Raw genomic sequence first — 22112 nt, 5'->3', positions numbered from 1 at the left:
TTTCAGCGACCATCATTTTTGAACAGTGATAGCACTTGAATCGACGCTTTCTAAGTAGAATTCTAGTAGGCATACCAGTCGTTTCAAGATAAGGAATTTTAGAAGGTTTTTGAAAGTCATATTTCTTCATTTGACTTCCGCACTCAGGACAAGATGGAGCTTCATAGTCCAGTTTGGCGATGAGTTCCTTGTGTGTATCCTTATTGATGATGTCTAGAATCTGGATATTAGGGTCTTTGATATCGAGTAGTTTTGTGATAAAATGTAATTGTTCCATATGATTCTTTCTAATGAGTTATTTTGTCGCTTTTCATTATAGATGATATGGGACTTTTTTTCTACACAAAATAGGCTCCATAATATCTATAGGGGATTTACCCACTACAAATATTATAGAGCCATTTTTCGGAGAGCCTGTTTTTTTATTTGCTGAGTCTAGGATAGTTCTTGCTGGCGATAGATAGCAAGACGAACAGCTTCTTTTGAATGTCATATAAATTTAAAATTTCTGAAAATAACGAAAATATACTAAATTTTCAAATAAGGAGCCTCTAAATCCTTTAAAATAAGCAACATGCATATATATATAATCATCGATTTTCTAAAACAAAGTGAGGTTGAAGGAAGGGAACTAAGTTGATATAATGAAGTATTAGTAAACACTGGGCTTTTTGTCATTTGTTTAAGATGAAAAAAGGTCATGTTTTCCTGTTTTTATTGCGAGTTGATGCCTGCATGACCATGGCTAGAGGAGCAAAGACAGGGTAGAAAGAAAGGTAAAAAACCATGAAACAGTTTAAAATGAATGAGCGCCAACGCTTTTCTATATGCAAGTTTTCAATTGGAGCAGTCTCAGTCTTGCTAGGGTCTGTCTTTTTTATAGCTAATCCAGCGACAGAAGTCCAGGCGGCGGAAGTAAATACAGAAGTGGTCAGTCAGGATGGAAATGGCAACACTGGGAATCCATCTGTCTTACCGCCATCAGATACAAGCAATCAAAATCTTAACGTAGAACAGGAAGGGGATAAACCAAAAACTCAAGAGACAGATAAAGAAGAGCAAGACAGCCAAGCTAAAGATGGTGAAGGAAAAGCTGAGTCAACAGTAGAGAATAAAGGTGACGAAAAGTTGATGGTGTAGTTAAACCTGTATCGAGTGAGTTATCTCCAGTGTCCGAGGTAGAGAAATATAAAAAAGAAGCTCAACCAGAGTTGGAAGAAAAATCCTCAATTATCAAAGAAGAAGCTAATAGAGAAGATAAGATAGATCAATCCCAAGAAGAAGATGGGGATCAGTTATATGATAAATTGATAGATGCATCTAAAAGATTGAAAGAATCCAATCCTGAGTCGGCAGCAGCTTTTAAAAACTTAGCAGATACTATCAACGAAAAGTTAGGACTTTCAGACGACGGAAAGATTTCTGGAGAACTTGTCGAAAAAGCTCACAAGTTACTAGATGGTAATCAAGTGATGATGTCAAAAAATGATAGTGAGGAAAATTCTGAGGAAAGAGGAGTTCATGTAAGAAAAAGACGGAATATAGCAGGATTAACAATTGGGAGATGGAATGCAGTACGTAAACAAATAGAAGTTTCTAATATACTAGTAGTACCAGGTGGAGATAGAGTATTTGGTAATATTTTGAAAATTAGTGCTAAATCAAATCATGAGAAAATTACTAGCATATCTGTAACTGGTCATGAAAACATGGGGTTAAAGGTCGAATCTTCTGTCAATGGGAGTGAAGCATCTTTGACTTTCGACGGAATTACTCCGCGTAGGGGTCAGTATTTATTGAATGTAACAGTAACTACTTCAAGCGGTAGTCAGACGACACAATTTGGATACTATCTCCCTTTTCAGAAGCCGACTATTAATACACCAAATGATAGTACAGATGCAAGTGTCCCGAGCTTAGCAGGTAAAGCTAATGAAAAACCTAATATTGATGTGACAATTCCTTATGTTCCTAAATTACCTAATGGCGCAAAGATGAAAGTATATTTGGTAACCGGAGGTTCGGATATTTCTAATTATGGAGGGAGTACGGATGGATTAGCTTATCCGGAAGGTTATAATATACTTGCCTCTAAAGATATATCTCCTAATAATGATGGGGATGGTTCTGCACGCCAAATTACTATTACCCAGTCTGATTATAAGTCTGGAGTTAATAAGATAGGAACAGATAAATTTAGAGCACTCACTGTTATCGAAGTAAATAATAACGTAAACGATGGTAATCCACGAGAACGTGGTTCCTGGTTTAGTGATGAAAGAAGAGCGACAGTACCAGTAGCTAAAGAAGCAACACCTGAAAAACCAACAGTTGCCTCTAGCGAAGCGAATGCCAATGTAACGGTAACACCAAGTGCGAATGCAGACCATGTAGAAATTAGCATTGGAAGCGACAAAGTTGTAGCTACGAAATCAGGGTCAAGCTGGAGCCTAACACCAACAAAATCAGGTGTCAGCATTGATGGAGTAAGTGGTGTTGTTACAATTTCCCATAATGCGGCTAGTGCAGGAACTCAAGTAAGTGCGACAGCTAAACATGGTAATAGTGAAGTTAGTGCTTCTTCAACACCAGTCAGCTTGCCATCAAAACGATATTATCCAATTCCCGATTCGTATAACGTAACATCGCAACCTTCTACTCCTACTCAGCCAGACCAAGGAGCTACTGAGACTCCAACAGCTCCATCTGAGCCAGCTCCACAACCGTCTCAACCAACTGCTTCGGGTCAACCTGCAAGTCCTGCTCCAGCTCCGACTCAAGCACCTAGAGCGGCAGCAAGTCCTTCAGTTAGCTCAACGAGCACACAAGCTCCAGCTCAAGAGCAAGTTGACAAGTCTGAACTTCGTGCCTTGACTCAAGAGTTAGACCAACGCTTGAAAGCTTTGGCAACAGTATCTAATCCGAAAATCGATGCAGCCAAGGCGGTCCTCCTAGATGCTCAAAAAGCTCTGGAAGATAGTGCCTTGACAGAGCAAGGTCTACGTACTGCAGTAGAGTCTGTGAAGGCTTCCTTGGACTCTCTCAAAGATGTGAAAGCAAATGCTAGCGACAGCAAGCCTGCACAGGACAAGAAGGATACTAAGCAAGGAACGGAAGATAGTAAGGATTCAGATAAGATGACTGAAACAAACTCAGTTCCAGCAGGAGTGATTGTAGTCGGTCTACTCGCCCTTCTAGGCGTGATTGCCTTCTGGTTGGTTCGCCGTAAGAAAGAGTCAGAAATCCAGCAATTAATCACGGAATTGACAAGAGTTCTTGGACAGCTAGATGCAGAAAAAGCGGATAAAAAAGTCCTTGCCAAAGCCCAAAACCTTCTCCAAGAAACCCTTGATTTCGTGAAAGAGGAAAATGGCTCAGCAGAGACAGAAGCTAAACTAGTAGAGGAGCTTAAAGCAATCCTTGACAAACTCAAGTAAAACATGATTTATGAAATGTCAGACCTAAAAGACATTTCCGTTCACAAAAGCAGCGACGAGTAACCCTTGTCGTTGCTTTTTGGCTATTTTGGGGATAAGATCCGCCTTGACTAGCGAAAGAAAAGATTAGTCCAATAGTGCCCGATACGATTTTGCGTAGCAGAAAGCTTACAAATAAAATTGAATATAGTAAAATAGGATTAGAAATCTTAAGAAAGTTGGTCCTTTATTGGAAACGATAGTATTTTCAATCTCCGTTTTTTTAGCAGGGATTTTGTCCTTCTTTTCCCCTTGCATTTTTCCTCTGTTACCTGTTTATGCTGGGATTTTATTGGATGATCAGGAAAGCGCAAAAAGCTTTTCTTTATTTGGGAGAAAGGTTCTCTGGTCAGGCTTGATTCGAACACTTTGCTTTATCGCAGGTATTTCACTCATTTTCTTTATTCTAGGCTTTGGTGCTGGTTACTTTGGTCATATTCTCTATGCAAATTGGTTTCGATATGTTATGGGAACAATTATTATCATTTTGGGACTTCACCAGATGGAAATTTTTCATTTTAAGAAATTAGAGGTTCAAAAAAGCTTTACTTTTAAGAAATCAGAAGCCAATCGTTATTGGTCAGCCTTTTTACTCGGTATTACTTTTAGCTTTGGTTGGACGCCTTGTATTGGTCCAGTGTTGAGTTCTGTTTTAGCGCTTGCGGCTTCTGGAGGCAATGGTGCTTGGCAAGGAGCTATCTATACTCTTATCTACACTCTGGGGATGGCCATTCCTTTCTTGGTTTTGGCTCTAGCTTCAGGTGTAGTAATGCCTTATTTTAGTAAAATCAAGCGCCATATGATGCTACTGAAGAAAATTGGTGGTTTCCTCATTATTTTAATGGGAATTTTGTTACTATTAGGACAAGTAAATGTTCTAGCTGGAATTTTTGAATAAAGGAGAAAATGATGAAAAAAGTAATGTTTGCTGGCTTAAGTCTCTTGTCATTAGTTGTATTGATAGCCTGTGGTGAGGAAGAAACTAAAAAAACTCAAGCCCCACAACAGCCAAAACAAGAAACGCCTGTACAGCAAATTGCTGTTGGGAAAGATGCTCCAGACTTCACCTTGCAATCCATGGATGGTAAAGAAGTCAAGTTATCTGATTTTAAGGGTAAAAAGGTTTACTTGAAGTTTTGGGCTTCCTGGTGTGGTCCATGTAAGAAAAGTATGCCTGAGTTGATGGAATTAGCTGCAAAACCAGATCGCGATTTTGAAATTCTTAGTGTCATTGCACCAGGAATTCAAGGTGAAAAAACTGTTGATCAATTCCCACAATGGTTCCAAGAACAAGGATATAAGGATATTCCCGTTCTTTATGATACTAAAGCAACAACCTTCCAAGCTTATCAAATTCGAAGCATTCCTACAGAATACCTAATTGATAGTCAAGGAAAGATTGGAAAGATTCAATTTGGTGCTATCAGTAATGCGGATGCAGAAGCAGCATTTAAAGAAATGAACTAGAATCGATAAAAATCTGATTACAAGATGTAGTCAGATTTTTTTAGAAAAATATTTTATAAATAGTCACAAATCTCCTATATTTATGGTAAAATAGAATCATCATTTTATTTGGAGAAGAAATATGAATATATTTAGAACAAAGAATGTAAGTTTGGATAAAACGGAGATGCACAGGCATTTGAAGTTATGGGATTTGATTTTGCTGGGTATCGGAGCCATGGTAGGGACAGGCATCTTTACAATTACAGGTACTGCAGCTGCCACACTTGCTGGTCCAGCCCTAGTGATTTCAATCGTCATTTCTGCCTTGTGTGTGGGATTATCAGCCCTCTTTTTTGCAGAATTTGCTTCACGAGTACCTGCTACAGGTGGTGCCTACAGTTATCTCTATGCTATTTTAGGAGAATTCCCAGCCTGGTTGGCTGGTTGGTTAACCATGATGGAGTTCATGACAGCCATATCAGGCGTAGCTTCGGGTTGGGCAGCTTATTTTAAAGGCTTGCTCTCTCAATACGGGATAGCCCTTCCTCAGCCTTTAAATGGTACCTTTAATCCTCAAGCAGGGACATTTGTTGATTTATTGCCTATTCTTGTCTTGGTATTGGTGACCTCGCTTGTTTTACTCAATGCTAAAGCAGCCTTACGCTTTAATTCTATTCTAGTTATTTTGAAATTCTCGGCTTTAGCTCTCTTTGTTTTAGTAGGAATTTGGCATATCAAACTTGATAATTGGAGTAATTTTGCTCCTTATGGTTTTGGACAAATCTATGGTGCTAGTACTGGTATTATGGCTGGTGCCTCCTTAATGTTCTTCGGTTTTTTGGGATTTGAATCCATCTCTATGGCTGTAGATGAGGTCAAGATTCCTCAAAAAAATATTCCTAGAGGGATTGTCTTATCGCTTTCTATCGTAACCATTCTCTATGCCTTGGTGACGCTTGTTTTGACTGGTGTGGTTCACTATAGTCATTTAAATGTCAATGATGCCGTTGCCTTTGCCCTTCGTAGCGTTGGGATCAGTTGGGCAGCCAACTATGTGTCATTAGTGGCTATCTTGACCTTGATTACAGTTTGTATCTCGATGACCTATGCCCTATCGCGTATGATTTACAGTTTAGCGCGCGATGGCTTAATGCCTGCCGCCTTTAAAGAACTAACCAAGACTAGCAAGGTACCAAAGAATGCTACTATTTTAACAGGTCTAGCTTCAGCAGTAGCAGCAGGAATGTTCCCTCTTGCTAGTATCGCAGCCTTCTTAAATATTTGTACCTTAGCCTACTTGATTATGCTAGCTTACGGCCTGATTCGCTTACGGAAAGAAAAAGGAATGCCCAAAGCAGGAGAATTTAAAACACCATTGGTACCCTTATTACCGATTTTATCAATCATCATTTGTCTATCCTTCATGTTGCAGTATAATATGGAAACTTGGATTGCTTTCCTAGTTGCTTTGTTGATAGGAAGTATTATTTACTTCACTTATGGTTATAAGCATTCTACCATAGAAGAATAATACTCTTCGAAAATCTCTTCAAACCACGTCAGCTTCGCCTTGCCGTATGTATGGTTACTGACTTCGTCAGTTTCATCTACAACCTCAAAAACATGTTTTGAGCTGACTTCGTCAGTTCTATCTGCAACCTCAAAGTCGTGCTTTGAGCAGCCTGCGGCTAGCTTCCTAATTTGCTCTTTGATTTTCATTGAGTATATAAAGTGAGAATCTGTTGAGTTGTTGAAACTCAGCAGATTTTTATATGTGAAAGAAATTTCAAATTTTTTCTAAAAATATCTTGACAGATTAAGTTTTTAGGAGTAGAATGTTTACTAGTTAATTAAACAGTTAAGGAGTTGTTCATGAAGAAACAAAATTTATTTTTAGTCTTGTTAAGTGTCTTTCTTTTATTGCTAGGAGCCTGTAGTCAAAAGGAAAGCCAGACAGGAAAGGGGATGAAAATTGTGACCAGTTTTTATCCTATCTACGCTATGGTTAAGGAAGTATCTGGTGACTTGAATGATGTTCGGATGATTCAGTCAAGTAGTGGGATTCATTCTTTTGAACCTTCGGCAAATGACATCGCAGCCATCTATGATGCAGATGTCTTTGTTTACCATTCACATACGCTCGAATCTTGGGCAGGAAGTTTAGATCCCAATCTAAAAAAATCCAAAGTGAAGGTTTTAGAGGCTTCAGAGGGAATGACTTTAGACCGCGTCCCAGGGCTAGAAGATGTAGAAGCAGGGGATGGAGTTGATGAAAAAACGCTCTATGACCCTCACACTTGGCTAGATCCTGAAAAAGCTGGCGAAGAAGCTCAGATTATCGCTGATAAGCTTTCGGAGGCGGATAGTGAGCATAAAGAAACTTACCAAAAAAATGCGCAAGCCTTTATCAAAAAAGCTCAAGAATTGACTAAGAAATTCCAGCCTAAATTTGAAAAAGCGACTCAGAAAACATTTGTAACACAACATACAGCCTTTTCTTATTTAGCTAAGCGATTTGGACTCAATCAACTTGGTATTGCAGGTATCTCTCCGGAACAAGAACCAAGTCCAAGACAACTAACAGAAATTCAGGAATTTGTTAAAACCTATAAGGTTAAAACGATTTTTACAGAAAGTAACGCTTCTTCAAAAGTAGCTGAAACTCTTGTCAAATCAACAGGTGTAGGTCTTAAAACTCTGAATCCTTTAGAGGCAGACCCACAAAATGACAAGACCTATTTAGAAAATCTTGAAGAAAATATAAGTGTTCTAGCAGAAGAATTAAAGTGAGGAAAAAATGAAAATCAATAAAAAATATGTAGCAGGTTCAGTGGCAGTTCTTGCCCTAAGTGTTTGTTCCTATGAACTTGGTCGTTACCAAGCTGGTCAGGCTAAGAAAGAGTCTAATCGAGTTGCTTATATAGATGGTAATCAGGCTGGTCAAAAGGCAGAGAACTTAACACCAGATGAAGTCAGTAAGAGAGAGGGAATCAATGCTGAACAAATTGTTATCAAGATTACGGATCAAGGTTATGTGACTTCTCATGGAGACCATTATCATTACTATAATGGCAAGGTTCCTTATGATGCCATCATCAGTGAAGAGCTCCTCATGAAAGATTCGAATTATCAGTTGAAGGATTCAGACATTGTCAATGAAATCAAGGGTGGTTATGTCATTAAGGTAAACGGTAAATACTATGTTTACCTTAAAGATGCGGCCCATGCGGATAATATTCGGACAAAAGAAGAGATTAAACGTCAGAAGCAGGAACATAGTAGTAATCACGGTGGCGGTTCAAACAATCAGGCGGTAGTTGCAGCCAGAGCCCAAGGACGTTATACAACGGATGATGGTTATATCTTTAATGCCTCTGATATCATTGAAGATACAGGCGATGCCTATATTGTTCCTCATGGCAATCACTTCCACTATATTCCTAAGAGTGATTTGTCTGCCAGTGAATTAGCTGCTGCCCAAGCCTTCTTATCTGGAAAAGGCGGTCAATTAAGTACGGTTGAATATCGTTCTAGCAGGGGAGAAACAAGATCTAGTGTGAGAACGAGTCCATCTGAAACTCCTCAAAATCTTACAACAACTCCTGAGAGTCAAAATGAGGATTTAGCTAGTCTCCTTCAAGAATTGTACGCTTTGCCACTTAGCCAACGTCATGTGGAGTCTGATGGATTAGTATTTGACCCAGCACAGATTACAAAACGTACTGCAAATGGTGTGGCAGTACCTCACGGAGATCATTTCCATTTCATTCCTTATTCGCAAATGTCTGCCTTGGAAGAAAAATTGGCTCGAAATCTACCAATTGGAGGTCAGCCAGTTCAAAAGCATTCTGATAATACGAAACCAAGCAGTCCTGCGAAACCAAGTTCAGCCATTAAAGCAAACTTTAATCTCAATACGCAGGCACCGAATAGAGCAACTGGAGGAGCCTATACAACGGATGATGGGTATGTCTTTAGTCCAACAGATGTGATTGAAGATACAGGTGACGCTTTTGTTGTACCGCATGGAAATCATTTTCACTATATTCCTAAGAGTGATTTGTCTGCAGGAGAATTGGCTGCAGCCCAAGCCTATTGGAATGGGAAGCAGGGATCTCGTCCTTCTTCAAGTTCTAGTCATAATGCAAATCCAGCTCAACCAAGATTGTCAGAGAACCACAATCTGACTGTCACTCCAACTTATCATCAAAATCAAGGGGAAAACATTCCAAGCCTTTTACGTGAATTGTATGCTAAACCCTTATCAGAACGCCATGTAGAATCTGATGGCCTAGTATTTGATCCGGCACAAATAACATATCGTACAGCCAATGGTGTTGCTGTACCGCACGGAGACCATTATCACTTTATTCCTTATTCACAACTGTCACCTTTGGAAGAAAAATTGGCTCGTATGATTGCTGTTAAGGGACAAAATGGTGCAGTCTTGCCAGGAATGCATTATTTGAAACCAGCACCAAAACCGCAAGTTCAACCATCAACTGAGAAAAAACAAACTGATTTTGCAGTAGAACAGGTTGTTAGAAAAGTTGGAGAAGGCTATGTTGTGGAAATTGCTGGTGTCAGTCACTATGTTTTTGCTAAAGACTTGGCTAAGGATAAGATTGATGCTATTGAAAATCTCTTGTCTAAGAAAACTCAAGAGACACATGCTCTAGTTGCTAAAAAAGAAAATGTCGCTCCTCGTGACCAAGAATTTTATGATAAAGCTTACAATCTGTTAACCCAGGCTCATAAAGTCTTGTCTGAAAATAAAGGTCGTACTTCTGATTTCCAAGCTTTAGACAAATTAGCAGAACGCTTGAATAATGAATCTTCTAATAAAGTAAAATTGGTAGATGATTTATTGGCATTCCTAGCACCAATTACCCACCCAGAACGCCTTGGCAAACCAAATTCGCAAATTACCTACACTGATGATGAGATTCAAGTAGCCAAGTTGGCAGGCAAGTACACAACAGAAGACGGTTATATCTTTGATCCTCGTGATATAACCAGTGATGAGGGGGATGCCTATGTAACTCCACATATGACCCATAGCCACTGGATTAAAAAAGATAGTTTGTCTGAAGCTGAGAGAGCGGCAGCCCAGGCTTATGCTAAAGAGAAAGGTTTGACCCCTCCTTCGACAGACCATCAGGATTCAGGAAATACTGAGGCAAAAGGAGCAGAAGCTATCTACAACCGCGTGAAAGCAGCTAAGAAGGTGCCACTTGATCGTATGCCTTACAATCTTCAATATACTGTAGAAGTCAAAAACGGTAGTTTAATCATACCTCATTATGACCATTACCATAACATCAAATTTGAGTGGTTTGACGAAGGCCTTTATGAGGCACCTAAGGGGTATACTCTTGAGGATCTTTTGGCGACTGTCAAGTACTATGTCGAACATCCAAACGAACGTCCGCATTCAGATAATGGTTTTGGTAACGCTAGCGACCATGTTCGTAAAAATAAGGCAGACCAAGACAGTAAACCTGATGAAGATAAGGAACATGATGAAGTAAGTGAGCCAACTCACCCTGAATCTGATGAAAAAGAGAATCACGCTGGTTTAAATCCTTCAGCAGATAATCTTTATAAACCAAGCACTGATACGGAAGAGACAGAGGAAGAAGCTGAAGATACTACAGATGAGGCTGAAATTCCTCAAGTAGAGCATTCTGTTATTAACGCTAAGATAGCAGAGGCGGAGGACTTGCTAGAAAAAGTAACAGATTCTAGTATTAGACAAAATGCTATGGAGACATTGACTGGTCTAAAAAGTAGTCTTCTTCTCGGAACGAAAGATAATAACACTATTTCAGCAGAAGTAGATAGTCTCTTGGCTTTGTTAAAAGAGAGTCAACCGACTCCTATACAGTAGTAAAAAGAATGAAGCATATTTTATGGAGAAGTAACCTTTCGTGTTGCTTCTCTTTTTTAGAAGAAAGTAACAGAAACTTGACAGAAGTATAATAGATTGAATCTAGAATAGTACACCTTGACTTCTAAAATATTGTTAGAAATTGATTTGACTGTCCTGATCAATTTGTCCTATTCTTATTTCATTTCTCTATAATTTTAAATAGTAAACTATTTATTGGTTAATTAAATGGTTAAATAAGCGGTTTAGAAAAATTGTTTAACCGAGAAAAAAGAAGTTAAGAAAAAGTTTCATCATTTATTGAAATGAGGGATTTATGAAATTCAGTAAAAAATATATAGCAGCTGGATCAGCTGTTATCGTATCCTTGAGTCTATGTGCCTATGCACAAAACCAGCATCGTTCGCAGGAAAATAAGGACAATAAGCGTGTCTCTTATGTGGATGGCAGCCAGTCAAGTCAGAAAACTGAAAATCTGACACCAGATCAGGTTAGCCAAAAAGAAGGAATTCAGGCTGAGCAAATTGTCATCAAAATTACAGATCAGGGCTATGTGACGTCACACGGTGACCACTATCATTACTATAATGGGAAAGTTCCTTATGATGCCCTCTTTAGTGAAGAACTCTTGATGAAGGATCCAAACTACCAACTTAAAGACGCTGATATTGTCAATGAAGTCAAGGGTGGTTATATCATCAAGGTCGATGGAAAATATTATGTCTACCTGAAAGATGCAGCTCATGCTGATAATGTTCGAACTAAAGATGAAATCAATCGTCAAAAACAAGAACATGTCAAAGATAATGAGAAGGTCAGCTCTGATATTGCTGTAGCAAGGTCTCAGGGACGTTATACGACAGATGATGGTTATGTCTTTAATCCAGCTGATATTATCGAAGATACGGGTGATGCCTATATCGTTCCTCACGGAGGTCACTATCACTATATTCCAAAAAGTGATTTGTCTGCTAGTGAGTTAGCAGCAGCAAAAGCTCATTTAGCTGGCAAAAATACGCAACCAAGTCAGCTAAGCTATTCTTCAACAGCTAGTGATAATACTAATCAAGCTATAGAGAAAGAATCAACTAGCAAGCCAGAAAGCAAAGCTGAAAATCTCCAAAGTCTATTGAAAGAACTCTACGATTCACCTAGTGACCAACGTTACAGTGAATCAGACGGTCTGGTTTTTGACCCTGCTAAGATTATCAGTCGTACGCCAAATGGAGTTGCGATTCCGCATGGCGACCATTATCACTTTATTCCTTACAGCAAACTCTCTCCTTTAGAAGAAAAGATTGCTAGAATGGTGCCTATCGGTGGAACTGGTTCTACGGTCTCTACAAATGAAAAACCTCATGAAGCAGCGTCTAGTCTAGGAAGTCTTTCAAGTAGTCCATCTACTTTGAATCATGCCTCATTACTTACAAATAAGCCTATCTCTTCAACATCTGATGGTTATATCTTTAATCCTAAAGATATTGTCGAGGAAACAGCAACAGCTTATATTGTAAGACATGGTGATCATTTCCATTACATTCCAAAATCGACCGTAATTGGGCAACCGACTCTTCCAAACAATGGTCTAGTAGCACCTTCGCCGTCTCTTGCAGCCAATCCTAGTGTTTCACATGAGGAACATGAAGAAGGTGGACACGGCTTTGATGCCAATCGTATTATCGCTGAAGATGAATCAGGTTTTGTCATGAGTCATGGAGACCACAATCACTACATCAAGGTTCAAACTAAGGGCTATGAAGTAGCCTTGAAAAACAAAATTCCAGCCCTGCAATCCAACTATCAACCTGGAACTTTTGATGAGAAGGCAGTCTTGGCAAAAGTAGATCAACTTCTAGCTGATAGCAGAAGCATCTACAAAGACAGATTGAGTTAGCTTTAGGTCAGTTTACTGAAAGTTTGAAAAAAATAAAAGTTAGTTGATTGATTACTTCTCTAAATTTTGGGCACACTAAAAAGAGGTCTTGACACCTAAACTTTAAAATTAAAGCATATTGAATCCGTGCTGCTGTGCGAAGCGAATAGCGTCTTGGACGAACATTGTCTTATCTGGATTTCTTATTTCTGTAAGGCCTTGTAATCTTGGATTATAACTCTCCTGTTTTAGGAGTACATGGTAGATAGCAACCAATAATCTGCGACAGATAGCAAGGAAGAAGTAGAAAGTCTTTTGAACAAGGCAAATCAACTCTTGGAACAAATCCATGAAGAAGGAATCAGACAATCCTTGGCAGAAGAAGTAGAAAATCTAAAAGCTGCCACAAACAAGGCTGATGCAGACTTGGATGAAGTAAACAGTCAGGTAAAAGATGTTTTGACTCGTATCGCTAGCGCCCTTCAACAAGAAAAGGAAAATGCTGAGCAAGATTCTCAGACACTTGTACTCTATCAAAAACTCTACGATATTCTCATGTCGCTTCACTCTTATTTAGAAAGTAATAATGGATCTGATGCGGACTTTGATAAGGTGGATGCATTATTAGATCAACTTTCTGCTAATAGTAAAGACAAAACAGCTTTACTTGAATCGACAAAAGCTATTCTAGTTTTGAATCATCAAATCCAGTCAAAAGCTAGCGCAAGTGAAGAAACAAGTCCAGCAAGAAATGCTGAAGCAAATGGTGATAACACCAGTGCTGAGAACCAACCAAACGCAACTGCAGATCTAACATTGAAACTGCTAGCGACGAAAACAAACCAAGCAATACAAGAGATTCTAAACCTGCTGAATCAACTTCAGAAAATAAAACAACAGAATCTTCTACAACTACTGGAAATCAAGAAAAACCAGTAGAATAAAAAGAAAGGCGAAGTAGCTGAGCCACCTCGTCTTTTTAGCCTTTATAAGCTACGATGCCAATGATGGTATCAACTGCACGTTCCATAGTCTGAAGGCTAACGTATTCAAAACGTCCGTGCATATTTTCGCCACCTGCAAAGATATTCGGAGTTGGGATTCCCATAAAGGAAATCTTAGAGCCGTCTGTTCCACCCCGGATTGGTTCGATAATAGGCGTGATACCTAGATCTTCCATAACGGCTTTAGCAACGGTAATTGGAGTCATATCTTTTTCAATGACTTCTTTCATATTGTAGTACTGGTCTGTCAAGTTGAGAGTGACACGGTTGCTCCCAAGTTCTTCATTCATCTTATCAGCGATAGATTGCATGGATGCTTTACGCGCTTCAAAGGCATCTTTTTCAAAATCACGAATGATGTAGCTTGCACGCGCCTCCTCAACACTACCTGTCACATCCATTAGATGGTAAAAACCTTGGTAACCTTCAGTTAACTCAGGTCGGTCATTTTCTGGAAGTTGATTATGAAAATCAATTGCTAGCTGAAGGGCATTGACCATCTGCCCTTTGGCAGTACCAGGGTGGACATTACGGCCTTGGAAATGCAATTCAGCACCAGCGGCTGAGAAAGTCTCGTACTGAAGTTCACCTAGTGGACCACCATCAACAGTGTAGGCAAAATCCACATCAAAATCTTCTGCATCAAATTTATTGGCACCAACACCGATTTCTTCATCTGGACCAAAACCAACACGAATCTCACAGTGCTTAATTTCAGGATGAGCAGTTAGATATTCAATGGCTGTCATAATTTCAGCAATTCCTGACTTGTCATCAGCACCTAGCAAGGTTGTTCCATCTGTTGTGATGAGCGTTTGTCCTGGATATTTTTCAAGACTCTTGAAGTCAGCTGGATCGAGTTTGAAACCAGAATTCCCTAGTTCAATCACACCACCATCGTAGTTTTCAATTACCTGTGGATTGACTCCTTCAGCATTAAAATCAGCAGTATCCATGTGCGATATAAAACCAATCTTACGTGTTAAAGACGGATCGTTGGCTGGCAAGGTTCCAATAGCAAAACCATTCGGTAGATAGTAAACATTTTGCAGTCCAACACGTTTCATTTCAGGAATTAGGACATTTGTTGCGAAGTCAACCTGACTCTGTGTACTTGGAGTAGTAGTAGAGTGTTCATCAGAGCGCGTGTTGACCTTAACGTAGGTCAAGAAGCGGTCCAAGAGATTTGGATAAGTCATAAAAAACTCCTTTTGAATTCATTTTTTCCATTGTATCATAGAAAGAAGAGAAAAACAAAAGACAGAAGTTAGGGCAATCTGCTATGTTAGCGTTTACTTATCAGTGGATTCATGATAAAATAAACTTGATAAAAATATCACAAGGAAGCGATATATGAAAAAAGCAATTTTAATGATGACCTTTGGTTCACCAGAAGAGATTACCTTTGAAGGTGTGGCTGATTTTTTCACAAATATTCGTCGTGGAGTGAGACCTCAAGACCATGAAATTCAAACACTCTATGATAATTATGTACGAATTGGGGGCACACCTCTGCAAAGAATTACCCGTCAAGAGGTTGCCTTGGTAGAAGCTAGGCTAGGAAATGAATATAGTGTCTATTTTGCCAATAAGTTTTCCAGCCCTTTTATTCCAGATGCGATTGGTCAGATGGAAGCAGACGGCATTGAACAGTGTATTTGTTTGATTTTGGAGCCTCATTATTCTTTCTACTCTGTCATGGGCTATGAAAAATTTTTAGAAAGCAAACAAATTCAATTTTTGGTCATTAAGGACTGGTATCAGGAAGAAGAGCTCTTAAACTATTGGGCAGATGAAATTGCTAAGATTTTAAAAGAAGAAGTAAAGCAGGATAGCTTTAAAGTCATCTTTTCAGCCCACAGTGTGCCCATTTTTGCCTTGGATTTTGGTGACCCATATATTGACCAAATTTTCGAAAATAGCAAGTTAGTCGCTGAAAAACTAGGCTTGAGTTCTGAACAATATACCAATACTTGGCAGAGTGAGAGTGATATTGGGATTCCATGGATTAAGCCAGATGTTTTGGAGTATCTCAGAGAACAGACAGAACATCCAGACCATTATATTTTTGTTCCTATCAGCTTCATTAGCGAGCATATTGAGGTCTTGTTTGATAATGATGTGGAATGTTATGACTTGTGTCAAGAATTGGGTGTGAACTACCATCGTCCACCAATGCCAAATACGGATTCTCGTTTAATTGATGCCTTGGTCAATACAGTCAGAGCCAATGAACATCAAGAGTTTAAGGAATTTCTCCTGGAAGAAGAAACCTTTGATGAATTAGTTCCTTCAGACGAGACGAAAAACATTTTGGCTGAATCTCAAGATTTACAAATGCCAGAATTTGTGAAAAAACTGATTGAGAAAAAAGGGCGGGAGAATGTTAAGATGCCTTATTTGATCAAAAAAATGCTTGAGAAAGCAGGCAAGTTACCCAAAGAGTAAAGAAAAAAGGATTTAGCTTTCTTTGCGCTAGATCCTTTTAAACGATTATTTTTTCTCAAGAAGAGCTTTGATTTCTTGAAGGACTTCCAATTCGGTTGGTTTTTTTTCGTCAGTTTTTTCTTCCTTTATGCCAGTCAGTTTCTGTGCTTTTTCAATACCCTTGATAATAAAGAAGAGGGCGGTACCCACAAAGATAAAATTGATAATAGCACTTAAAAAGTTACCATAGCCGACTCCATGCCAAGAAAGTTGAGCGATACGTTCGACTTTAGCAGCTTTCAAAGCGGGATTTAAAATAAGAGGAGTGATAATGTCGTTTACAAGTGAAGTAACGATAGCACCAAAAGAAGAGGCAATGACAACACCGACAGCAAGGTCAATCACATTTCCTCGAAGCAAGAATGATTTTAGATTTTTTAACATACTGTTTTCCTTTCAACGTTTCGTGTTTCATTGTATCCTAAATCATTATAGAAGGCAATTAAAAGGCTCATAAATGGAGCATTATTTTCTAAAAATATAGACCTTGCTCAAGATATAATTGATGATAATAATGAGTATTTGTGCAATTATTGTTTCAATAGCATTTATCTTATCAATGTTTTCATTTACGAATTGACCTATGATGTGAGGAAATTGGGTTACAAAGAGAAAAGTTAAAAACAAGTCTAACAGAAAAGTAGAAAGGCGAGCAAGAGAAAATTTCACTAAACGGATAAGTCGATTCTTCCTTGCTTGCTTAAATACAATCGTATCATTTGTGATAAAGGCAAATAGGATACCAATAATATTTGCTAGGGCAGTAGCAAGGAGTTCCTGATGACTTAGTTGATAAATGACTAGTCGTGAGAGAATCGAAACTAGAGTTGTTGCAAGGCCAAAAAAGAGATAGGCTAAGATTTCATTGTTAAAAAATTTTTGAATAGGTTTTTTCATGCTTTAAGTATAGCATAAAGCAGGCTATTGTGCTATACTAGTAAGGTTGAATAAAGCAACCCTTGGTGCTTAGCTTCTTTCACCAAGCATATTACACGCGGATAACCGCCAAAGGAGAAAAAATGAAAAAATTAACTATTCGTGATGTTGCAGATATTGCAATCGTTGCTGCTATTTATGTCGTTTTGACTGTCACACCGCCCCTAAATGCCATCAGCTATGGTGCTTATCAGTTTCGTATTTCAGAAATGATGAACTTTATGGCTTTTTACAATCCCAAGTACATCATCGGAGTTACTATCGGTTGTATGATTGCTAATTTCTTTAGCTTCGGACTACTAGATGTCTTTGTTGGTGGCGGATCAACCTTGGTATTCCTCAGTTTAGGTGTTTGGCTTTTTGCAAAATATAGCAAGGATTACCTCTTTAACGGATTGATTCGAAAAGATCATTTCTTCTTTTCAATCCTCTTTTCAATTTCCATGTTTACCATCGCTGCAGAGTTAAATATTGTAGCAGAATTACCATTTTTCCTTACTTGGTTTACAACAGGAATCGGTGAATTTGCCTCATTGATTATTGGAGCGATTATCATTGGTAAAATTGGTCGTCGAATCGATTTAAGCAAATAGAAGAAGACAAGCTAGGTAGCCTTTACCTGGCTTTTTCTTATAGAAAATTTCTAAGGAAACTTGACAAGCTTTTCTGATTATAGTATACTTTTCAAGTAAGCTGATTTAGCTCAGTTGGCAGAGCGCATCCATGGTAAGGATGAGGTCGCCGGTTCAATCCCGGCAATTAGCATGATATGTATAGGGAAACTCTTGAATACGAGAGTTTTTTGTTATACTCGATCGAAAAAATTTCTTATTGACAAAATCAAGTATCTCTAGTAATATAGAATATGCGATGAGTCGATAGGTAGTCTTCGGACTACTATTGAGCATAAGGAGGTCATAACGCAGGAGCGGACCTTGATGAGTTGTGTGAACCTGCTTATCACATGAAGATGCCTCTTAGTCCTTGGTCTAGCGACTGGGGATTTTTATTTTTCAAAAAATGATAAAAAAGCTTTGCAATTCATGGAAAAAGTAGTATAATACTTCTATTATAGAAATTTTTAGAAAATTCCGAAAGAGGTTATTTATGGGATATACAGTTGCTGTAGTCGGCGCGACAGGTGCTGTCGGTGCTCAGATGATAAAAATGTTGGAAGAATCAACACTTCCAATCGATAAAATTCGTTTACTTGCTTCTGCACGTTCAGCAGGCAAGACTTTGAAATTTAAAGACCAAGATATTACGATTGAAGAAACGACTGAGACAGCTTTTGAGGGAGTTGATATTGCTCTCTTTTCAGCAGGTGGTTCGACATCAGCTAAGTATGCACCATACGCAGTTAAAGCTGGAGCGGTAGTAGTAGATAATACATCTTACTTCCGTCAAAATCCAGACGTTCCTTTGGTTGTTCCAGAGGTCAATGCTCACGCACTTGATGCCCACAATGGGATCATTGCCTGCCCTAACTGTTCAACAATTCAAATGATGGTGGCTCTTGAGCCAGTTCGCCAAAAATGGGGCTTGGACCGTATCATTGTTTCAACTTACCAAGCCGTTTCAGGTGCTGGTATGGGAGCAATTCTTGAGACACAACGTGAACTTCGTGAAGTCTTGAATGATGGTGTAACCCCACGTGATTTGCATGCCGAAATCTTGCCTTCAGGTGGTGACAAGAAACATTATCCTATCGCCTTTAATGCTCTTCCACAAATTGATGTCTTCACTGACAATGATTACACTTATGAAGAGATGAAGATGACTAAGGAAACTAAGAAAATCATGGAAGATGATAGTATTGCCGTTTCAGCAACATGTGTTCGTATTCCAGTCTTATCAGCTCACTCTGAGTCTGTTTATATCGAAACAAAAGAAGTGGCTCCAATCGAAGAAGTCAAAGCAGCTATCGCAGCCTTCCCGGGTGCTGTTCTTGAAGATGATGTAGCTCATCAAATTTATCCTCAAGCTATCAATGCAGTTGGTTCGCGTGATACCTTTGTTGGTCGTATCCGTAAAGACTTGGATGCTGAAAAAGGAATCCACATGTGGGTTGTTTCAGACAACCTGCTCAAAGGTGCTGCTTGGAACTCAGTTCAGATTGCTGAAACTCTTCATGAACGTGGCTTGGTTCGTCCAACAGCTGAATTGAAATTTGAATTAAAATAGTCATATTGTTTAGGAGTTCAGATGAACTCCTTCTTTGAAATAGAGAGGTGTTTTCATGTCTTATCAAGATTTAAAAGAGTGTAAAATCATCACAGCCTTTATTACCCCCTTCCATCAGGATGGTTCCATCAACTTTGATGCTATTCCAGCCTTGATTGAGCATTTGTTGGCTCATCATACGGATGGAATTCTTCTCGCAGGGACCACTGCTGAGAGTCCAACCTTGACTCACGATGAAGAGTTGGAGTTGTTTGCGGCTGTACAAAAGATTGTCAATGGACGCGTTCCTTTGATTGCGGGTGTTGGTACCAATGATACGCGTGACTCTATCGAGTTTGTCAAAGAAGTCGCGGAATTCGGCGGTTTTGCTGCTGGGCTTGCTATTGTTCCTTACTACAATAAACCTTCTCAAGAAGGGATGTATCAGCACTTTAAGGCTATTGCAGATGCTTCTGACCTACCAATTATTATCTATAACATTCCAGGGCGTGTAGTTGTCGAATTGACTCCAGAAACCATGCTTCGCTTAGCTGACCATCCAAATATTATTGGTGTCAAAGAATGTACCAGCTTGGCCAATATGGCTTACTTGATTGAGCACAAGCCAGAAGAGTTCTTGATTTATACAGGTGAGGATGGAGATGCTTTCCATGCCATGAACCTTGGTGCGGATGGGGTTATTTCTGTTGCCTCTCATACAAATGGGGATGAAATGCACGAGATGTTTACTGCCATTGCAGAAAGCGATATGAAGAAAGCTGCAGCTATTCAACGTAAATTCATTCCTAAGGTCAATGCCCTCTTCTCTTATCCAAGTCCTGCTCCTGTTAAGGCAGTTCTGAACTATATGGGATTTGAAGCTGGTCCAACTCGTCTACCTCTTGTTCCAGCACCAGAAGAAGATGCCAAACGCATTATCAAGGTTGTTGTAGATGGTGACTACGAAGCGACTAAGGCAACTGTAACAGGGGTTTTAAGACCAGATTACTAATAAGACAATAAAATCCATGACCGCAAGAAGGATCATGGATTTTTCTTATTTTCCTAAACAGAATTGGCTAAAGAGTTGGGTGATGAGTTCATCAGGAGCCGCATCTCCAGTGATTTCTCCGAGGATTTCCCAAGTACGAGTCAAATCAACTTGAAGCAAGTCAACTGGCATACCTAGTTCAAGACCTTGGTTAACAGCTTGTAGGCTTTCAACTGCTTTTTCAATCAGGGAAATGTGACGAGCATTTGATAGGTAGGTTGCGTCTTGCTCAACCAAACCAGCATTTTCAAAGAAGAGGTTGTTAATTCTCTCTTCAATCTTATTGATATTTTGATTTTTAAGGACTGAAATGCGAATGACATCTTCTGGAAGTTCAGAGGTTTCAATAACTTCTGGCAGGTCAGTTTTGTTAAGAAGAATAATGCGATTAGTCTCCTGACTGATTTCTAGGAGTTGGCGGTCTTGGGCGGTTAGTGGTTCACTGGCATTTAGCACCAGTAGAACCAAGTCGGCTTCCTTGAGGGCTTTTTTCGAACGCTCAACTCCAATTTGTTCCACGATGTCATCCGTTTCACGGATACCGGCTGTATCAATCAATTTGAGAGGGACACCGTTGATGTTGACGTATTCTTCAATGACATCTCGAGTAGTACCAGCAATATCTGTAACGATAGCCTTGTCCTCACGCAAGAGGTTGTTGAGAAGGCTAGATTTCCCAACGTTTGGGCGTCCGATGATGGCAGTGGAAATTCCTTCACGAAGGATTTTACCGCGACGAGCTGTTCTAAGAAGATTGGTTAGCAATTGCTCAAACTCCATAGTCTTCTCACGGACAACAGCAGTAGTGGCTTCCTCAACATCGTCATACTCAGGATAGTCAATATTAACCTCGACTTGGGCAAGTGTATTGAGGATTTCTTGACGGGTATTATTGATAAGATCAGAAAGGGAACCATCAAGTTGTTTGACCGCAATGTTCATGGCCTTGTCTGTTTTAGCACGGATGATGTCCATAACGGCTTCAGCCTGAGTCAAGTCAACACGTCCATTTAGGAAGGCACGTTTAGTAAATTCACCAGGTTCAGCCAATCGAGCTCCCTCACGGATAGCTAGTTGGAGAATCTCATTGGTTACCGCAATTCCACCGTGGGTGTTAATCTCGATAATATCCTCACGAGTGAAGGTCTTTGGAGACTTCATAGCTCCAACCATAACCTCGTCCATGACTTTTCCTGTCTGAGGGTCAACGATGTGACCGTAGTTGAGAGTGTGGCTGGCAACCTTGTTCAAGTCTTTTCCTTTAAAAATCTTTTGCGCAATAGCAAAACTGTCTGTTCCGCTCAGACGGACAATACCAATAGCCCCTTCACCTAGGGGAGTAGAGATAGCAGCGATGGTATCAAATTCACGTGTAATCATAATGTTTCCTTTAATAAATGGCTCTTTTCTTGGAAATTTTTCCAAGTCTCTTTTCAAATTGTAACAAATTTAGGATATTTCTTCAATGAATGTTACTTGGAGATTGAAAAAGCCTAAGCAATTCTGCTTAAGCTAGCTTATTTGGTGCGCATTTCCCCTTGTGGGAAATAAGTTCCTTCTGGCATGTCGTTGATGATGACATGGACAGCAGATTGAGGGGCTCCAGTGTTGCGAACAACAGCTTCTGTTACTTCCTTAGCAAGAGCCTTCTTTTGTTCGAGCGTGCGTCCTTCAAATAAATCGATGCGTACAAATGGCATAATAGCTTCCTCCACTAGTTTTGATTTCTTCTATTTTACCACATTTTGCCGTTTAAAGCTTAAGAAAATTATGATATACTAGA

General features: G+C 39.4%; 18 protein-coding genes, 1 tRNA gene, 4 pseudogenes and 1 riboswitch. Of the genes and pseudogenes, 15 read left to right on the top strand and 8 right to left on the bottom strand.

The features are described from left to right. Positions 1-277 (bottom strand): transposase family protein (locus HT701_RS05865; RefSeq protein WP_172931301.1); only part of this gene is annotated, 277 nt, incomplete at its 3' end. A 509-nt stretch (positions 278-786) separates the two neighbouring features. Here HT701_RS05865 and HT701_RS05860 point away from each other — a divergent pair. From HT701_RS05860 to HT701_RS05835, 6 genes and pseudogenes are all read left to right on the top strand, one after another. After that, entirely contained in the window at positions 787-1140 is a 354-nt protein-coding gene (locus tag HT701_RS05860) for a YSIRK-type signal peptide-containing protein (protein ID WP_023940659.1), read from the top strand. 1655 nt (positions 1141-2795) lie between these two features. Beyond that, positions 2796-2993, top strand: a pseudogene (locus HT701_RS05855) (hypothetical protein); the annotation flags it as partial. A 27-nt stretch (positions 2994-3020) separates the two neighbouring features. Next, the gene (locus HT701_RS05850; RefSeq protein ID WP_031222415.1) at positions 3021-3437 is read left to right on the top strand and encodes a transmembrane domain-containing protein; all 417 of its coding nucleotides are present in this window, start codon (positions 3021-3023) and stop codon (positions 3435-3437) included. 229 nt (positions 3438-3666) lie between these two features. Then, on the top strand, positions 3667-4374 hold the full coding sequence (ccdA2, locus tag HT701_RS05845; protein ID WP_172931299.1) for a thiol-disulfide oxidoreductase-associated membrane protein CcdA2: 708 nt from the start codon (positions 3667-3669) through the stop codon (positions 4372-4374). 11 nt (positions 4375-4385) lie between these two features. Beyond that, positions 4386-4943, top strand: coding sequence for a thiol-disulfide oxidoreductase-associated lipoprotein SdbB (sdbB, locus tag HT701_RS05840; RefSeq protein ID WP_172928981.1), 558 nt, complete (start codon positions 4386-4388; stop codon positions 4941-4943). A 121-nt stretch (positions 4944-5064) separates the two neighbouring features. Beyond that, positions 5065-6456, top strand: coding sequence for an amino acid permease (locus HT701_RS05835; protein ID WP_119919545.1), 1392 nt, complete (start codon positions 5065-5067; stop codon positions 6454-6456). Here the strand turns inward: HT701_RS05835 and HT701_RS11455 are convergent. After that, positions 6429-6644, bottom strand: coding sequence for a hypothetical protein (locus HT701_RS11455; RefSeq protein WP_050222854.1), 216 nt, complete (start codon positions 6642-6644; stop codon positions 6429-6431). The two genes, HT701_RS05835 and HT701_RS11455, sit on opposite strands and share 28 nt — an antisense overlap. Before the next feature lie 153 nt (positions 6645-6797). Between HT701_RS11455 and adcAII the strand changes: the two genes are divergently transcribed. The 3 genes and pseudogenes from adcAII to HT701_RS05815 form a co-directional block, all read left to right on the top strand. Further along, positions 6798-7715, top strand: coding sequence for a zinc-binding lipoprotein AdcAII (gene adcAII, locus HT701_RS05825; protein ID WP_000744536.1), 918 nt, complete (start codon positions 6798-6800; stop codon positions 7713-7715). Between the two features lie 7 nt (positions 7716-7722). Next, positions 7723-10815, top strand: coding sequence for a pneumococcal-type histidine triad protein (locus tag HT701_RS05820; RefSeq protein WP_138705297.1), 3093 nt, complete (start codon positions 7723-7725; stop codon positions 10813-10815). Between the two features lie 316 nt (positions 10816-11131). Further along, positions 11132-12741, top strand: a pseudogene (locus HT701_RS05815) (pneumococcal-type histidine triad protein); the annotation flags it as partial. A gap of 76 nt (positions 12742-12817) precedes the next feature. Here HT701_RS05815 and HT701_RS11765 read toward each other — a convergent pair. After that, a pseudogene (locus HT701_RS11765) lies at positions 12818-12982 on the bottom strand (IS110 family transposase); the annotation flags it as partial. On the opposite strand from HT701_RS11765, the pseudogene HT701_RS05805 reads away from it, so the two are divergent. Continuing rightward, positions 12980-13632 (top strand): annotated as a pseudogene (locus HT701_RS05805) (HIT family hydrolase); the annotation flags it as partial. The pseudogenes HT701_RS11765 and HT701_RS05805 sit on opposite strands and share 3 nt — an antisense overlap. 35 nt (positions 13633-13667) lie before the next feature. On the opposite strand, the gene pepT reads toward HT701_RS05805, so the two are convergent. Then, positions 13668-14891, bottom strand: coding sequence for a peptidase T (gene pepT / locus HT701_RS05800; protein WP_000222058.1), 1224 nt, complete (start codon positions 14889-14891; stop codon positions 13668-13670). Positions 14892-15045: 154 nt separating this feature from the next. Here pepT and hemH point away from each other — a divergent pair, with 154 nt between their 5' ends. Further along, positions 15046-16140, top strand: a complete 1095-nt coding sequence (gene hemH / locus HT701_RS05795) for a ferrochelatase (RefSeq protein WP_138705295.1) — start codon at positions 15046-15048, stop codon at positions 16138-16140. 45 nt (positions 16141-16185) lie between these two features. Here the strand turns inward: hemH and mscL are convergent, their stop codons facing one another. Further along, positions 16186-16563, bottom strand: a complete 378-nt coding sequence (gene mscL / locus HT701_RS05790; RefSeq protein WP_023932701.1) for a large conductance mechanosensitive channel protein MscL — start codon at positions 16561-16563, stop codon at positions 16186-16188. 81 nt (positions 16564-16644) lie between these two features. Next, on the bottom strand, positions 16645-17076 hold the full coding sequence (locus HT701_RS05785) for a GtrA family protein (RefSeq protein ID WP_023932699.1): 432 nt from the start codon (positions 17074-17076) through the stop codon (positions 16645-16647). A gap of 28 nt (positions 17077-17104) precedes the next feature. Then, positions 17105-17201: riboswitch (PreQ1 riboswitch) on the top strand. Between HT701_RS05785 and HT701_RS05780 the strand changes: the two genes are divergently transcribed. The 4 genes from HT701_RS05780 (at position 17199) to dapA (ending at position 20290) form a co-directional block, all read left to right on the top strand. Beyond that, a complete protein-coding gene (locus HT701_RS05780; protein ID WP_000737071.1) occupies positions 17199-17708 on the top strand; it encodes a QueT transporter family protein in 510 nt (169 codons plus the stop codon). Its footprint overlaps the riboswitch before it by 3 nt. A 99-nt stretch (positions 17709-17807) precedes the next feature. After that, positions 17808-17880, top strand: a tRNA-Thr gene (locus HT701_RS05775). 342 nt (positions 17881-18222) lie between these two features. Then, a complete protein-coding gene (locus HT701_RS05770; RefSeq protein ID WP_000542464.1) occupies positions 18223-19299 on the top strand; it encodes an aspartate-semialdehyde dehydrogenase in 1077 nt (358 codons plus the stop codon). A gap of 55 nt (positions 19300-19354) precedes the next feature. Continuing rightward, complete coding sequence (gene dapA / locus HT701_RS05765) at positions 19355-20290, top strand: 4-hydroxy-tetrahydrodipicolinate synthase (protein WP_023935945.1); 936 nt, start codon at positions 19355-19357, stop codon at positions 20288-20290. A 45-nt stretch (positions 20291-20335) separates the two neighbouring features. Here the strand turns inward: dapA and mnmE are convergent, their stop codons facing one another. Both mnmE and HT701_RS05755 read right to left on the bottom strand, forming a co-directional pair. After that, the gene (mnmE, locus tag HT701_RS05760) at positions 20336-21709 is read right to left on the bottom strand and encodes a tRNA uridine-5-carboxymethylaminomethyl(34) synthesis GTPase MnmE (protein WP_023935943.1); all 1374 of its coding nucleotides are present in this window, start codon (positions 21707-21709) and stop codon (positions 20336-20338) included. A 137-nt stretch (positions 21710-21846) separates the two neighbouring features. Continuing rightward, a complete protein-coding gene (locus HT701_RS05755; protein ID WP_001117401.1) occupies positions 21847-22029 on the bottom strand; it encodes a 4-oxalocrotonate tautomerase in 183 nt (60 codons plus the stop codon). Positions 22030-22112: the final 83 nt, after the last annotated feature.

This window comes from Streptococcus sp. 10824, assembly GCF_013276595.1.
Lineage (GTDB): Bacteria > Bacillota > Bacilli > Lactobacillales > Streptococcaceae > Streptococcus > Streptococcus pseudopneumoniae.
This window is presented reverse-complemented; position numbering and strand designations above follow the sequence as displayed.